We start from the raw sequence: 14,840 nt of genomic DNA on the forward strand, positions 1-14,840 counted from the left end.
GTCGGCGCTGCCGTACGCGTCAGCAGTGCCGTGTGGTCTCCCACCCTAGAGGCCGCCACTGACAGTGACGGTCCGGCGTCCGGTCGCGCACGCCCGGAAGGGGACATAGCCTCCCAGACGTGACGCGAATAGCCACGCGGGTCCTGCTCGCCCTGCTGGTGGCGGCATGGTGGCTCGTCGTGCCCGCCGCCTCGGGCGCCCGCGCCGAGGACCCCGTGCCACTGGCCCGCGAGGGGCAGATCACCGATCGCGTCGGGGCGCTCGACGAGCGGCGGGGCGAGGTCGCTCAGGCCCTCGACCGGCTGTACGACGACCACCGCGTCCAGCTCTTCGTCGTATATGTACGTGACTTCTCCGGCCGCCCGGCCCAGGCCTGGGCCGACACCACGGCCACCGACAACGGCCTCGGGCTGAACGACGTGCTGCTCGCCGTCGCGACGCACGACCGGCAGTACGCGTACTCGGCGGACCCGGACTCCCCCTTGACCCAGGCGCAGCTCGACGACGTCGCGCGGACCGCGATCGAGCCCCCGCTCAAGCAGAACGACTGGGCGGGCGCCGCGATCGGCGCGGCGAACGGGTACGACGCCGTACTTTCGGGGCGCCCCGTGCCCACACCCTCGATCACTCCCGGCGAGGCCGACCCGGGCGACGGGGACGGTGCTTCCGCCATCGACCTGATCCTGCCGGTGGCCCTGCTCGGCGGTGCGGGTGCCGTCGCCGTGTACATGTACCGCAAGCGCAGGCGTGGGACCGCCGGCCGTACCGCGCCGCAGGAGGCCGGTGGTCAGGGCTGGGGCAGGCCGGAGGAACCCGCGGAGACACCGCTGCCCGAGCTGGACGACCGGGCGAAGCGGACTTTGGTGGAGACCGACGACGCTCTTCGCACGAGTCAGGAGGAGCTCGGTTTCGCCACCGCGCAGTTCGGCGAGGAGGCGGCGAAGCCCTTCACCGAGGCGGTGGCGTACGCGCAGGGCGAGCTGACCACCGCGTTCCGGCTGCGGCAGGCGCTCGACGACGCGTTCGCGGAGGACGACGCGACCCGCCGCCGGATGCTGGAGGAGATCCTCTCCCGGTGCGCGGAGGCCAATCGGCGGCTGGACGAGGAGTCGGAGGACTTCGACCGGCTGCGCGCACTCGAACAGAACGCCCCGCAGGCCCTCGCCGCCGCCGAATCCGCGTACCGGGAACTCGACGGGCGGGTCGTCACGGCGCAGGCCACTTTGACGGCGATGGGCCGGCTGTACGCGGAGTCGGCGGCCGCGCCCGTCGCGGGCGACGTCGATCAGGCGAAGGACCGGCTGGTGTTCGCGGCCGGCACGCTCGACCAGGCCAGGCAGTCGGCCGACAGCGGTGACACCAGCACGGCGGCCGTGCACATCCGCGCCGCCGAAGGGGCGGTCGACCAGGCGGCACGGCTGATCGACGCGGTCGACCGGCGCGCGCGGGAACTCGCGGAAGCGGCCGGGAAGCTGCCCGGCGCCCTGACCGAGACCGAGGCGGACCTGGCCGATGCCCGCGGGCTGTTGCAGGGCACGCCCGAGGGGGTTTCCACGGCCGATCTCCAGGGCCGGATCGCCCGGGCGGAGACCGTGACCGCCGCGGTGCGGCGTGCGACGGAGGCCGGACCGTACGACCCGATCGACGCCCTGCGCCGGGTCGAGGAGGCCGACGCCGCGCTGGACGAGGCGCTGACGGGCGCCCGAAAGTACGAGGAGGGCGCGCGGCGGGCCCGCGCGCTGCTGGAACAGGCGACGCTGACGGCCCGATCCACGATCGGCGCCGCCGAGGACTACATCACGACGCACCGCGGCGCGGTCGGGGCCGAGGCCCGGACCCGGCTCGCCGAGGCGCAGCGGCGGCTGGAGCGGTCGCGGGAGCTTGCGGACTCGGACAACGCGCAGGGCGCGCTGGCCGAGGTTCAGCAGGCGGACTCCCTCGGCGGGCAGGCACAGCACCTCGCCGAGCGGGACGTCCGGTCGTACGGGAACCCGTTCGGCTCGGGCGGTGTACAAGGAGGTGGAGGCGGGCTCGGCGGTGCCGTGCTCGGCGGAATCATCCTCGGCGGCCTGTTCGGCGGCAGGGGCGGACCCGGAGGGGGCGGGGGCTTTGGCGGAGGTATGGGGAGCGGCGGCATCGGTGGTGGCCCAGGCAGTTTCGGCGGCGGGGGCACGCGTGGCCGGCTGGGCGGCGGTGGCCGTTTCTGACGCGGTTGTCCTACTGCGCAAGCGACGCAAGGAGAAGTGCCATGACCAAGCAGACGATCCTCGGCCGTGTCGCCCAGCTGGCGAAGGCCAACGTCAACGCGCTCCTGGACCAGGCGGAGGATCCGCAGAAGATGCTGGACCAGCTGATCCGGGATTACACGAACAATATTGCGGAGGCCGAGCAGGCGGTGGCGAGCACCATCGGCAACCTCCGCCTGATGGAGCAGGACCACCAGGAGGACGTGGACGCCGCCGGGGAGTGGGGTCGCAAGGCGCTGGCGGCGAGCAGGAAGGCGGACCAGCTGAGGGCGTCCGGCCAGAGCGCGGACGCGGACAAGTTCGACAACCTCGCCAAGGTGGCGCTGCAGCGGCAGCTCCAGTCCGAGAAGGAGGCGAGGACGGCCGAGCCGACGATCGCCGCGCAGACGGAGGTCGTGGACAAGCTCAAGTCCGGTCTCGACCAGATGAAGGCGAAGCTGACCGAGCTTCAGGCCAAGCGCGACGAGCTGGTGGCCAGGGCCAAGTCCGCCCAGGCGCAGACCCGGATGATGGACGCCGTCAAGAACATCAACGTGCTGGATCCGACCAGCGAGCTGAGCCGCTTCGAGGACAAGGTGCGCCGGGAGGAGGCCAAGGCGATGGGCGAGCAGGAGCTGGCCGCGTCCTCGCTGGACGCCCAGTTCGAGCAGCTGGACGCCCTCGGCGACAGCGCGGAGATCGAGGCTCGGCTGGCCGCGCTCAAGGCGGCGTAGCCGTCGGCAGGGCCGGTCCGGCCGAGGGGCAGGCGGGATGCGGCAGGGCGGATCGGGCCGCCAGCCCGTCGCGACGCAGCAGGGCCGATCCTGCCGCCAGCCCGTCGCGACGCGGCAGGGCCGATCCTGCCGCCGGACAGGTGCGACGCGGCCGGCCCGTGTCAGGACGACGTCCGCCGCCGGGCGAGCGGCTCGCGCGGGGCCGCCCACGTCCGCCCTGTCGACGGCCGGCGGCCGGGCGCCTGCCCGGCACGCGCCCGGCGGTAGACACCGGGCAGGCGCCGGGCCTCCGGCCCGCCGGCATGACGGCGAACCGCGCCGGGCCCGCCGCCGACCAGCTCGGCGGCGGCAGGTCAGAACATGCTGAGGAGCTGGTCCACGCTCGGCTCGGACGTCGAATCGCCGTCCGGGAGGGCGAGTTCGAACCACACCGTCTTGCCGCGCGGGGTGCGGCGCGAGCCCCAGGCCGCGCTGAGCAGGCCGACGAGCTGCAGACCGCGGCCGCCCTCGTCGGTGTCCTTGGCGCGGCGCCTGCGGGGCTGGACGAGACCGGCGTCCCAGACCTCGCAGACGAGGGTCCGGTCGCGGAGCAGCCGCAGCCGGATCTCGCCCTCGCCATAGCGCAGGGCGTTGGTGACGAGCTCGCTGACGAGGAGTTCGACCGTGTCCACCAGCGGTTCGAGGTCCCAGGCGACCAGCTGGGTCCGAGCCAGTTCGCGGGCCCGGCCGACGGACCGGGGTTCGCGCGGCAGCCGCCAATCCCCCACCGCCTCGGCCGGCATCCCCTGGATGCGGGCCATCAGCAGAGCGATGTCGTCCTCGCCGTGCCGGGTGTCGAGGGTGCTGAGGACGTGGTCGCAGACGTCCTCCAGCGGCAGCACGGGGTCGGTGAGCGCCCTGCGGAAGGCGCTGAGGCCCTCGTCGAGCGGATGGTCCCGGGATTCGACGAGCCCGTCCGTGTAGAGCGCGAGCAGCGCGCCTTCGGGCAGGTCGACCTGGACCTCCTCGAAGGGCTCGCCGCCGACCCCGAGCGGCATCCCGGGTGGCACGTCGAGCATCAGCGCCTCCTCGCCCGGTTCGACGAGGACGGGTGGCAGATGACCGGCGTTGGCGAAGGTGCAGCGTCTGGTCACCGGGTCGTACACGGCGTAGACGCAGGTCGCCAGATACACCTCGGAGAGCTCCGGACCGCGGGACTTGTGGGCGACCCGGGAGGCCTGCTGCGCGCCGCTGGGGCTGCCGAGGCCGCGGGCGATCTCGTCCAGCGCGGAGAGCACCTCCGCCGGCTCCAGATCGAGCAGCGCCAAGGTCCGCACGGCGGTGCGCAGTTCACCCATGGCGACGGCGGCACGCAGCCCGCGGCCCATGACGTCACCGACGACGAGCGCGGTTCGGTGGCCCGGCAGCTCGATCACGTCGAACCAGTCGCCGCCCACTTCGGTGGCCGTGTTGCCCGGCAGATAACGGCAGGCGATGTCGAGGCCGGCGGCTTCCGGGTCGCCGGGCGGCAGGAGGCTGCGCTGGAGGATGAGGGCCCGCTCGTGCTCGCGGCGGTAGAGACGGGCGTTGTCGATACAGACCGCCGCGCGGGCGGCGAGCTCCACGGCGAGTGCCCGGTCCCGCTCGCCGAAAGGCTCACTGCCCTTGGCCCGGGAGAACTGGGCGAGTCCGACGACGGTGTCGTGCGCCACCATCGGCACGGCGAGCGTGGACTGGACGAGGCTGCCGTCCTCACCCGGGATGGCCTTGACCCTGCCGGTGCGCAGGGCGCCGGCGCAGGCGGAGCTGAACGGATAGCGATGGACGGCCCCGACCTGGGGACTGGCGGGTGTCCCGGCGCCCGAGCCGCCGTCGCCCGAGCCGAGCAGGGCGTCGGACACGGCGCTGGCGAAGGCGACGCGGCGCAGTTCGGCGCTGCCGCTGCCGTAGCCCTCCGGGCGGGCGGCACCCCAGTGTCCCGGTGGGGCTTCGTCCCCGGTGAGGAGTCCTTGGTAGAGGTCGACGGAGGCAAGATCGCAGAAGCCGGGCACGGCGACGTCGAGGAGTTCCCTCGCGGTGGTCTCCAGATCGAGGGAGTTGCCGATCCGGGCGCTGGCCTCGTTGAGGAGGGCGAGGTTGCGCCGGGCGCTGGCGGCCTCGCGGGCGGCGATCTGGCGCCGGGTGACGTCGGTGCCGAGACCGGCGACGCCGATGGGCCGTCCGGATCCGCTGTGGACCCGGTAGAGATTGACGGACCAGTGGCGGCGCTCGGCACTGCCCGGGGGGCTGCCGATGATCTGCAGATCGGTGACGGCTTCGCCGGTTTCCAGTACGCGCCGCAGCGCGGCGGTCATCCGCTCGGCCTCGGACCGGGACAAGTAGTCGTGCACGGTGCGGCCGCGGTGGTCCTCCGCCGCGCCGCCGAAGACGGTCACGAAGCGCTGGTTGGCCCGGAGCACGGTGAGGTCGGTGCTGAACAGGAGGAAGCCGAAGGGAGATTGGCCGAAAATGGCCTCCGACGCGGCAAGATCCGTCTCTATACGGCGCAGGGCGCGGACGTCGACGACGATGCAGAGCGCAGCCCGCTCGCCGCCCTCCGTCTCGCTCGGCATCACATAGACCTCGGCCAGTCCGTGCGCACCGCCGTCACCGGGCATCCGGAAGGGGACGAGTCCCGTCCACTCCTTGCCGTCGAGGATCTCGGCGACCTTGCGATGCCCGCGGGGACGCAGCTCGTCGGGCATGAAGACCTCGACCGGGTCCTTGCCTCTCACCTGGTCGGACTCCAGGCCGAACTGCTCGGCGGCACGCCGACTCCACTGGTCGATCAGCCCGTCCGGGCCGATCGAGAAGGACGCGACTTTGATGTAGTCGTATATCGAGCCGGGCGGACTGCTCTGCCACACCACGGCGCTCGCCGTCTCAGGTATCTCGCTCACGCGACCGTCCCCTCCAGCTCACCGCACCGGACCGGCCATGCCCGCAGTATTCAGCACTACGGCCCCTGACGGCACGGCGTTCACGATCACAGCAAGGTCTCGTTCGTTTTGAGCCGAGCGCGGAGTGATCGTTGTCCCTTGAGACTTCTAACCCGGCAGAGGCAGCTCGAACCACACGGTCTTGCCTGTTCTGCCGCGTCGCGTGCCCCACCGGCGGGCCGTGCTGGCCACCAGCTGGAGTCCTCGTCCCCCCTCGTCATCAGGCCCGGCGGCGCGTTCCAGGGGTGGATCCGGAAGCGGATCCGAGACTTCGACCACGAGTCCGGTGCGGGGCGAGGGGGCGACACCGTCGGGGTTGGGCAGGACCAGCCGGACGCCGATGGGGCCGGAGGCGTACCGAAGAGAATTGGTCACGAGCTCGCTCACCAGGAGCACCGTCACATCGCTGATCGCGGAGTCCAGGTCCCAGTGGCGCAGGGTGTCGCGGACAGCGTGGCGAGCGGCACGTACGGCGTCGGGCTCGGCAGGGAAGACCCACTCGGCGCATTCGCCTTCGGTGTCGATCACGCCGATCACTTCCCAAGACCAGCCGCAGCCGTAGACCCGCATCCACTTCCAGGGGGTTAATCAGGACATACCCGATAATCGGGACGCACTATCGTCGACAGAGGCGCATGGTGACACGAACGGCGTACGGGATCATCCGCGCACTCCATCCGAGGAGCCCGGCGACGGCCGGGGCGGCTCCGGCCGCAGACGGCGTGCCGCCTCGTCGACCGCGGGACGGTCCTGGGGCAGCCAATCCACCGCGTCGAGTTCATCGACGGCCAGCCAGCGGAGTTCGTCGTGGTCCTCCAGCGGGCGCGGCTCACCGGAGAGCAGCCGGGCCGTCCAGACCTGGAGCACGTATCCGGGCCCCAGGGGCCACTCGCCCGGGACCCGCTCCACCGGCTCCGTCTCGACGCCCAGCTCCTCGCGCAGTTCGCGCACGAGCGCCTGTTCAGGGGTCTCGCCGGGCTCCAGCTTGCCGCCGGGCAGCTCCCAGCGGCCGGCCAGCTCGGGCGGCGCGCTGCGGCGCGCGGCAAGCAGACGCCCCTGGTCGTAGACGGCACCGGCCACTACGACACGGGCGGTTACGCGATCGGTCATGCGCCGGAGCGTAACCCGAGGCGGTCAGAAAAAGGTCAGGGAGTGGTCTGCCCGACGCGCTCGACCCAGTAGAGCTGCTCGGGGCCGCCGTCCTCGAGTCCGTCGACGACCTTCTGCGCCTCGTCCCGCGTGGCGTACCTGCCCACGCGGTAACGGCTGCCGTTGTCGTCCTGACGTATCACCAGCCAGGGAAGCACTGCGCCGCTGTCGTTCATCGCACCCCTCCCGCCGCCGGCCTGCACATCTCTAACGATCCCCAGGAAACCGCACTACGCATATGCCCGAGCTTACGCCTGACCTTCACTCAGCGGATACGTGTTTTCACAAAGAGAGACGGATCCGGCCGGAAAGCCGCGCACGAAGGGGGCGCACCCAGTTGAGTGCGCCCCCTGAATTCCCCGGAAGACCAGCGGCCAGCGGCCAGCGGCCAGCGGCCAGCGGTGAGCGGTCAGCGGTCAGCGGACCGGCAGGTGGTAGGCGATGCGGTAGCGATCGGCAGGGACGACCACGTCCGCCGTCTCCACCGCGCGCCCCGAGGCGTAGTACGTCCGCTGGATGACCATCACCACATGGCCCGGGACGCCGCCGAGCGTCAGGAGTTCCTCCGCCAGCCCCGGCCGCGCGCCGACGTCCTCCACCACGTTGTCCACGACGACGTCGATCGCACCCATCCGCTCGACGACCCCGCAGCCACCGAGCGGGCCCTCCTCGGGCAGCATCACCGGGGTGCGCCCCGTGATGGCGAGCGGCTCCCAGGAGGTCGAGAGCATCATCGCCTCGCCCGCGTCCCGGAAGACGTAGCGCGTACGCATGACGTGCTCGCCGGGCTGGATCCCGAGCCGTGCGGCGACCGCCGCGCTCGCCCCCTGCCGCTCACTGCTGGACTCCCAGGTGCCCCGCGTCCCCTCGGCGGCCTGCTCCTGCCGGAAGGGACTGGCCCCCGACTCCGCCCGGAAGCCGGACCGGGCGATCCGACGCGGAACGGGCTGCTCACGCACATACGTGCCGGAGCCGGAGCGGCCCTCCACCAGCCCCTCGGCCATCAGCACCTTGCGCGCCTCCAGCGCGACGGTGTCCGACACCCCGTACTCCTCGCGGATGCGCGCCTGCGAAGGGAGGCGGGTGTGCGGCGGCAGCGAGCCGTTCACGATCTTCCGCCGGAGGTCGCCCGCGACGCGCAGATAGGCCGGCTGCTCACCGAATGTCACTGGCCACTCCCAACAGGTTGACAGACAGCAACAGCCTGGCAACCGTAGGTTGGCCCCGCAAGCATGGGCCAATGTTTCACTCAAAGTGATGACCGCTCTTTACGCAGGGGCTTACCAGCGGTATGGCAACCGGGTTCGCGCAGGCGTACGTCGGATCCCTGCCCCGCTCAGACGGACGAGTCCGGGGCCGAGTCGCCGGACGACTCGCCGGACGACTCGTCATCGGAATCGCCGTACGGGTCCGGGGGCGTCGTGGAGAGCCCCAGCGCCCCCCTCACCGCCACCTCCGTCGGTTCACGGAGCGCCTGGACGGCGAGCCCTTGCTGGGTGCTGAACGTGGCCCAGTCCTGTGCGTCGGCGGCCCGGTCCCAGTGCCGCTTCGCGGCGTCGAGCTGCGCCGCCCGGTCCTTCACGGGCCCGGCGGCCGCCGCCGGCCAGCCCTCGTGCCTCCGCAGCAGGGACGCCTGCCCGGACATGAGGGCCGAGCACCGTTCGGCCCACGCCCGGTACTCCCCCTCGGCGTCCTCGAACTCGTCCAGAGGCTGCTCCTCCAGGATGTTCCAGACCGCGTTCTCCGAACGGAGATAGGTGAGCTGGTGGTCGTCGAGATTGCTGTCGTCGAGGCGCAGCGACTTCGTCAGCTTCGGCTGCCCCGGATCCCTGCCGAAGACGCAGACGACCGCGCGGTCGCCCTGTCGCCAGCTCTGCCGGGTGGGCACGTAGTAGTAGACCGGCAGGGTGTCCGTCAGCCAGGTGTCCTGCGCATAGTCGTCCATCATCCCGAAGCAGCGCTCGTCCGCCTCGGACTGCACGTCCGGGTCTCCGGGGAAGTCCCCGTCCCTCGGAATCCGGAGCGTGGCGAAGACCTCGCCGTCGTGCGGCTTCGAGCAGTCCAGGACCGTCACATCGACGGCCTCACCCGCCAGTTCACCGTCGCCGCGCGCGTCGAAGCAGTCGCCCATGCGCAGGTCCATGGTGGACCGGGACCGCGCCGCGTTCTCCCGCGCGTCCCTGAACCCTCCCTTCATCCCGTCCCAGAAGTCACCGGCCCCTCCGGTGCCGATCACGATGCCCAGGAGCACCGTCATGACCAGCGAGACGATCGTGCCGGACACGGCCATGCCCCGGCCGCGCTCGCCCTTCTTCCGGACCTGCACGAGGGCGACGATCCCAAGGACGAGTCCGACGGGCGCCAGACAGCACACGATCCCGAGGACGAGCGAGGCGATGGAGAGCCCGTTGAACGGGGGCCGGGAAGGCGCGGGGGGCACGTGAGGCCCGCCGAACGGCGGATGCGGCTGCAGGGCCGGGTGCACGTAGGGAGAGGCGTACGCGGAGGACGGCGGGGGCGAGGCCGCGGGCGAGGACGGGGGCGTGGGGTCGGACGGCGGCGTCCAGCCCTGCGACGGCGGTTCCACGGGTACGGGTGCTCCTCGGCCATGTCGTGCGAACGTATGCGCGATCAACGGATCAGCGGATCATACGGGGCGTCACCGACACACAGAGAAGGGGCGGCCGCTGTCGGGCGGCCGCCCCCATCACGCACCTGCGTCAGAGCTCAGACCCCGGAACCAGGTCAGCACTCGGAACCAGGCCGGATCCCGGAACCAGGCCGGAACCGGGTGAACCGCGTCAGAACTGCAGACCCCAGGAGTCGATCTTCCCGGTGTCCACGCTCGCGTTGTCACTGACCCGGAGCTTCCACGTCCCGTTCGCGACCTCCGAGGAGGCGTTGACCGTGTACGTGGTGTTGATGTTGTCCGAGCTGCCGCCCGTGCCGTAGCCCTTCAGCGTGTACGCGGTCCCGTCCGGGGCGACGAGCTGCACCTGGAGGTCACCGATGTACGTGTGCACGATGTTCACCGGCACCTGGAGCGCGGCCGGGGCGTTGCCGGAGACTCCGCTGACGGTGACCGGCGACTCGACGGTGGAGTGGTCGTTGATCGCGTAGTCGGCGGTGTTCTCGAACTTCGGTCCGGGCGGGGTGGTGGAGCCGCCGCCGACGTACAGCAGCCGGTTCGGCGAGCCGGTGCCGGGGTTGCCGACCACGTTCGGGGTGGCCGCCGCGGTCAGGGCCGCGGAGACCTGGGCCGGGGTCGCCGTCCGGTTGTCGGACAGGTAGAGCGCGGCCGCGCCCGCGACGTGCGGGGTGGCCATCGACGTGCCCGAGATGGTGTTGGTGGCGGTGTCGTTGGTGTTCCACGCCGACGTGATGGAGGAGCCCGGCGCGAAGAGGTCCAGGCCGCTGCCGTAGTTGGAGAAGCTGGAGCGCGCGTCGGTGTTCGTGGTCGAGCCGACGGTGATCGCCTCGGCCACACGGGCGGGCGAGTAGTTGGCCGCGTTCGCGTTGCTGTTGCCCGCCGCGACGGCGTAGGTGACGCCGGAGGCGATGGAGTTGCGTACGGCCGTGTCGAGGGCGGTGTCGACCCCGCCGCCGAGGCTCATGTTGGCGACGGCCGGCTTACGGGCGTTCTGCGTCACCCAGTCGATGCCCGCGACGACCTGCGCGGTGGTGCCGGAACCCTGGTTGTTGAGCACCCGGACGCCGACGATGTTGGCCTTCTTCGCGACACCGTAGGCGCCGCCGGCGACCGTGCCGGCGACGTGTGTGCCGTGACCGTGGCCGTCCTGGGCCGTGTTGTCGTTGTCGATGGCGTCGTAGCCGTAGGAGGCGCGGCCGCCGAAGTCGCTGTGGGTGATCCGCACACCGGTGTCGATGATGTACGCCGTGACGCCCGTGCCCGCCGAGTCGGGATAGGTGTAGCTCTGGTTCAGCGGGAGGGGCTTCTGGTCGATCCGGTCGAGACCCCAGGAGGGCGGGTTCGGCTGGGTGCCGGAGATCGTGAGGACGCGGTTCTGCACGACGGACTCGACGGCCGGGTCCGCGGCGAACTTCTTGGCCTGCGCCTCGGACAGCTCGACGGCGTATCCGTTGAGGGCTGCGTTGTACGTCTTCTTGATCTTCGCGCCGTACTCGGCGGCGAGGGCCTTGCCCGCCTTGGAACCGGCATCGGCGGCCGACTCGTCGAGGGTGACGATGTAGCTGCCCGCGATGGCGCCGGGCGCGCCCGCGTTCTGGATGACGCCTTCCTGGGCCGACGGGGCCGCGCTGGCGGGGATGGCGGAAGCGGCACCAAGTGCCAGGGCGGCGACGGCTATGGAGCCGGCAACGGCCAGTCTTCGCCGCGAATTACGCATCACAGACATGTGAGGGATCCTCCTCATTGGTGGTGCGCTGCTGTGGGGGGTCGATCGACAGGAACATGACAATCCGTTTCCCCGTGGTGTCCGCCGCGGGTCTACGAGGTTGCCGTGCTGCTGCCGTCCGAAAGATTGGCGGATCCATAGGAATCTCACAAGAGCCTGGAAGGCCCCGTAACACATGCGCCACACAACTGCCATCCTGGATCACATGACGAAATATCACTGTCCGATGTGCGACGTACGTTCCCCCGTCGAGGCCCTTGTCTGGTGCTGCCCGCAGTGCCAGGGCCCCTGGGATCTCGATTTCACCGCCTCACCGGTGCCGCGCAACTCGCTTTCCGGACGCGTGAATTCGCTCTGGCGCTACGAGGAGGCCCTGCCGCTGTCCGCTTCGGACGCGCGCGCCGCGGTCTCGCTCGGCGAGGGCCGCACTCCGCTCGTCCCGCTGACGGACACCGTCACCGCCAAGCTGGACTTCCTGATGCCGACACTGTCGTTCAAGGACCGCGGCGCGGTGATGCTGGCCGAGCTGGCCCGCCGGTTGAAGCCGCGTCGCGTGATCGCCGACAGCAGCGGCAACGCGGGCACGGCCATCGCCGCGTACTGCGCACGCGCCGGTCTCGACTGCACGGTGTACGTACCCGCCGCGACCTCCCCGAAGAAGGTGGAGCAGATCGGGGCGCACGGAGCCCATCTGGAGATCGTGCCCGGCGACCGCGAGGCCACGGCCCGCGCCGTCCGGTCCGCCGCCGGCGAGGACGGGGTCTTCTACGCCTCACACGTCCACAACCCGTACTTCCTGCACGGGACCAAGACGTACGTGTACGAGGTGTGGGAGGACCTCGGCGGCCGGCTGCCCGAGGCGCTGGTCCTCCCCGTCGGCAACGGCACGCTGCTGCTCGGCGCCTCCCTGGCGATCGACGAGCTCCTGGCGTACGGGCTGATCGACCAGCGCCCCGCCCTGATCGCGGTCCAGGCGGCGGCGGTCGCCCCACTGGCCTTCGCCTTCCGCGCGGGCGCGGACGACATCCTCGCCCCCGCCGCGACCACGCCCACCCTCGCCGAGGGCATCGCCATCCCGAACCCGCCCCGGGCCCGGCAGATCCTCACCGCAGTGCGCACGTCCGGCGGCACGATCCTCACCGTGACCGAGGACCAGATCCGGGCCGCGCAGCTCGATCTCGCCGGTCGCGGACTATTCGTCGAGGCCACGGGGGTGGCGTGCTGGGCGGCGATCGGGGCGTACGGGCTGGACGGCCGCAGCGCCGTGGTGCCGCTGTGCGGCGCGGGGCTGAAGTCGGGGCTCGCGGCTCCGGCGTAACGGCTTTCGGCGTCACGGTTTCGGCGTCACGGTTTCGGCGTCACGGTTTCGGCCTCATGCGGGGCGCGTGGGGCGCGGGGCCGGCCCCGTACGCCCGGCGCCCGCCGTCACTCGATGGACGTGTCGCCGAGAGCCTCCAGCACCTTCCGCAGGCCCTCGCCGATGCGCTCGGTCTCCTCGCGGCCCAGGTCCGCCATCAGCGCCGCGTAGTTCGCAAGATGTTCGGGGAAGACCGCGCGCGTCACCTCGTGGCCGTGCTCGGTGAGCCGGATCTTCACGGTGCGGCGGTCCGCGCGATCGCGCACCCGCTCGACCAGGCCCTTGGCCTCCATGCGGTCGATGCGGTTGGTGATGGCCCCGGACGTCACCATCGCCGCCTTCACCAGTGCGCCCGCGGTCAGTTCGTACGGCGGCCCCGACCGCTGGAGCGTCGTGAGTACGTCGAACTCCCCGTACTCCAGCCCGTGCTTCGCGATCACGCGCTTGATCTCCGTCTCGACGTACCGCGTCAGCCGCTGGGCGCGGGCCAGCACCTGGACGGGCCAGAGGTCGTCGGCGATCTCGGGGCGCTCCCTGGTCCACTGCCCGACGATCGCGTCGACGGCGTCGCTCATGCGTCTTCCCTTCGGCTCGGCTCGGTTCGACTCGGTTCGGCTCGGCTCAGTCCGGCTCAGCCCGGTTCGAGATTCTCTCAACCTTAAGACACTTGACGCTGAAGGAGCGAGGCTGCTTTTATCTCAACGTTGAAATTATCAACATCGAAGGAGTGCATCGATGCGCACACGCACGCGCCACGAGACCCGGGCAGTCACCACCCCCCTGGCCGCCCCGACGCACCGTCACGTCCCCGCGCTGTGGCTGGCCTTGCTCGCCACCCCCGTGGCCGCCGGGGCCAACAGCCCGGTGCTGATCCTGCCGGACATGGCGGCGTCGTTCGGCGCCCCGACGGCGTCGGCGACCTGGTTCGTGACGGTGTTCGCCTGGGCGATGGCGGTCGGCACCCCGCTGATGGCCGGGCTGCTGCGGCGCCGCGGTCTGCGCACCACGCTGCGCCTCAGCGCCGCGCTCGTCCTCGCCGGCACACTGCTCGTCGCCGTCGCGCCCTGGCTGCCGCTCGCCCTGCCCGGCCGCGCCGCCCAGGCGATCGGCGGCGCGGGCCTGATCACCTCCGCGATGAGCCTCGCGGGCTCGGTGCGCCGGATGGGCGTCATCACCGCCGGCTTCGGCATCCTGGGCGCGGTCGGCCCCCTGCTCGGCTCGCTGATCGCGGACGCGGTCTCGTGGCGGGCCTCCCTGGCCGTGTCCGCGGCGGCGCTCCTCGCCCTCCCGGCGGTTCTGCGCCACGCGCCCGAAGCAGCCGCCCCCGCTCCGTCGTCGCCGTTCGACAGCCGGGGCGCGAGCCTGCTCGTACTCCTGGCCACGGCCCTGGTCTTCCTTCCCCACCACCCGCTGCCGGCCGCGGCGGCCGCCCTCGTCACGGCGGCGCTCCTCGCCGCCCACATCCGCACCCGCCCGGACGGCTTCGTCCCGCTCGCACTGCTGCGCACCCCCGCGTTCGTCGTCTCGGCGCTCCTCGCCTGCGCCTTCGCGACCTCGTACTTCACCCTGCTCTTCACGGTCCCGCAGCTTCTGCGCGAACGTACCGACTGGTCCCTGTCCCTGATCGGGACGGCCCAGCTCGTCGCCCTGCTGACCGGCTCGCTGCTCTCCTGGCTCCTCGCCGCGGCCTCGGCCCGCATGAAGCGCCGCACGGTCCTGACCCTGCTGCTGACCCTGGGCACCCTGGCCCCCCTCACCGCGGCCCTCACCCCCTGGGCCCCGCTGCTCCTGCTCGTCGCCACCCTCGCGGTCCTCACGACGAGCGCGGGCCAGGCGACCCTCGCGGTCTACGCCACCACACCGACGCCGGCGTCCGTACGCCCCACCGCCATCGGTCTGTTCAACCTCTGCTACCAACTGGGTGGCGCGTTCGGCCCGGCGATCGCGGCGCTGCTCACGCTCCGCGGCTGACCCGCCGATGCGGCACACCTCCGGGCGAGCCCGCCGACGACCGGACAGGGGATGCGGACCGGTCCGGGTGG

General features: G+C 71.7%; 12 protein-coding genes. 4 read left to right on the plus strand and 8 right to left on the minus strand.

All coding sequences use genetic code 11. The features are described from left to right. Nucleotides 1-119 precede the first annotated feature (119 nt). Both ABT342_RS00735 and ABT342_RS00740 read left to right on the plus strand, forming a co-directional pair. A complete protein-coding gene (locus ABT342_RS00735) occupies nt 120-2,207 on the plus strand; it encodes a TPM domain-containing protein (protein WP_351564898.1) in 2,088 nt (695 codons plus the stop codon). Nucleotides 2,208-2,248: 41 nt separating this feature from the next. Then, complete coding sequence (locus ABT342_RS00740) at nt 2,249-2,959, plus strand: PspA/IM30 family protein (RefSeq protein WP_351564900.1); 711 nt, start codon at nt 2,249-2,251, stop codon at nt 2,957-2,959. Between the two features lie 353 nt (nt 2,960-3,312). Here ABT342_RS00740 and ABT342_RS00745 read toward each other — a convergent pair whose 3' ends face one another. From ABT342_RS00745 to ABT342_RS00775, 7 genes are all read right to left on the minus strand, one after another. After that, the gene (locus ABT342_RS00745) at nt 3,313-5,877 is read right to left on the minus strand and encodes a SpoIIE family protein phosphatase (protein WP_351564903.1); all 2,565 of its coding nucleotides are present in this window, start codon (nt 5,875-5,877) and stop codon (nt 3,313-3,315) included. 147 nt (nt 5,878-6,024) lie between these two features. Further along, nucleotides 6,025-6,453, minus strand: coding sequence for an ATP-binding protein (locus ABT342_RS00750; protein WP_351564905.1), 429 nt, complete (start codon nt 6,451-6,453; stop codon nt 6,025-6,027). A 123-nt stretch (nt 6,454-6,576) separates the two neighbouring features. Next, entirely contained in the window at nt 6,577-7,026 is a 450-nt protein-coding gene (locus ABT342_RS00755) for a (deoxy)nucleoside triphosphate pyrophosphohydrolase (RefSeq protein ID WP_351564908.1), read from the minus strand. 35 nt (nt 7,027-7,061) lie between these two features. Beyond that, nucleotides 7,062-7,241 (minus strand): SPOR domain-containing protein, encoded by a 180-nt coding sequence (locus tag ABT342_RS00760; protein WP_351564911.1) that lies wholly within the window; start codon nt 7,239-7,241, stop codon nt 7,062-7,064. A 240-nt stretch (nt 7,242-7,481) separates the two neighbouring features. After that, nucleotides 7,482-8,234 carry a GntR family transcriptional regulator gene (locus tag ABT342_RS00765; protein WP_351564914.1) on the minus strand — a complete coding sequence of 251 codons (753 nt, stop codon included), beginning with the start codon at nt 8,232-8,234 and terminating at the stop codon, nt 7,482-7,484. Between the two features lie 167 nt (nt 8,235-8,401). Beyond that, nucleotides 8,402-9,652 carry a DUF4190 domain-containing protein gene (locus tag ABT342_RS00770; RefSeq protein WP_351564916.1) on the minus strand — a complete coding sequence of 417 codons (1,251 nt, stop codon included), beginning with the start codon at nt 9,650-9,652 and terminating at the stop codon, nt 8,402-8,404. Between the two features lie 214 nt (nt 9,653-9,866). Next, entirely contained in the window at nt 9,867-11,441 is a 1,575-nt protein-coding gene (locus tag ABT342_RS00775) for a S8 family peptidase (RefSeq protein WP_351564919.1), read from the minus strand. Between the two features lie 205 nt (nt 11,442-11,646). Between ABT342_RS00775 and ABT342_RS00780 the strand changes: the two genes are divergently transcribed. Beyond that, entirely contained in the window at nt 11,647-12,759 is a 1,113-nt protein-coding gene (locus ABT342_RS00780; protein ID WP_351564921.1) for a threonine synthase, read from the plus strand. 107 nt (nt 12,760-12,866) lie between these two features. Here ABT342_RS00780 and ABT342_RS00785 read toward each other — a convergent pair whose 3' ends face one another. After that, nucleotides 12,867-13,373: a MarR family winged helix-turn-helix transcriptional regulator gene (locus ABT342_RS00785; protein ID WP_351564924.1), complete on the minus strand. Its 507-nt coding sequence runs from the start codon at nt 13,371-13,373 to the stop codon at nt 12,867-12,869. A gap of 160 nt (nt 13,374-13,533) precedes the next feature. On the opposite strand from ABT342_RS00785, the gene ABT342_RS00790 reads away from it, so the two are divergent. Further along, complete coding sequence (locus tag ABT342_RS00790; RefSeq protein WP_351564926.1) at nt 13,534-14,769, plus strand: MFS transporter; 1,236 nt, start codon at nt 13,534-13,536, stop codon at nt 14,767-14,769. The last annotated feature ends 71 nt before the right edge of the window (nt 14,770-14,840 follow it).

It is taken from the genome of Streptomyces sp. NPDC000410, assembly GCF_040300305.1.
GTDB lineage: Bacteria > Actinomycetota > Actinomycetes > Streptomycetales > Streptomycetaceae > Streptomyces.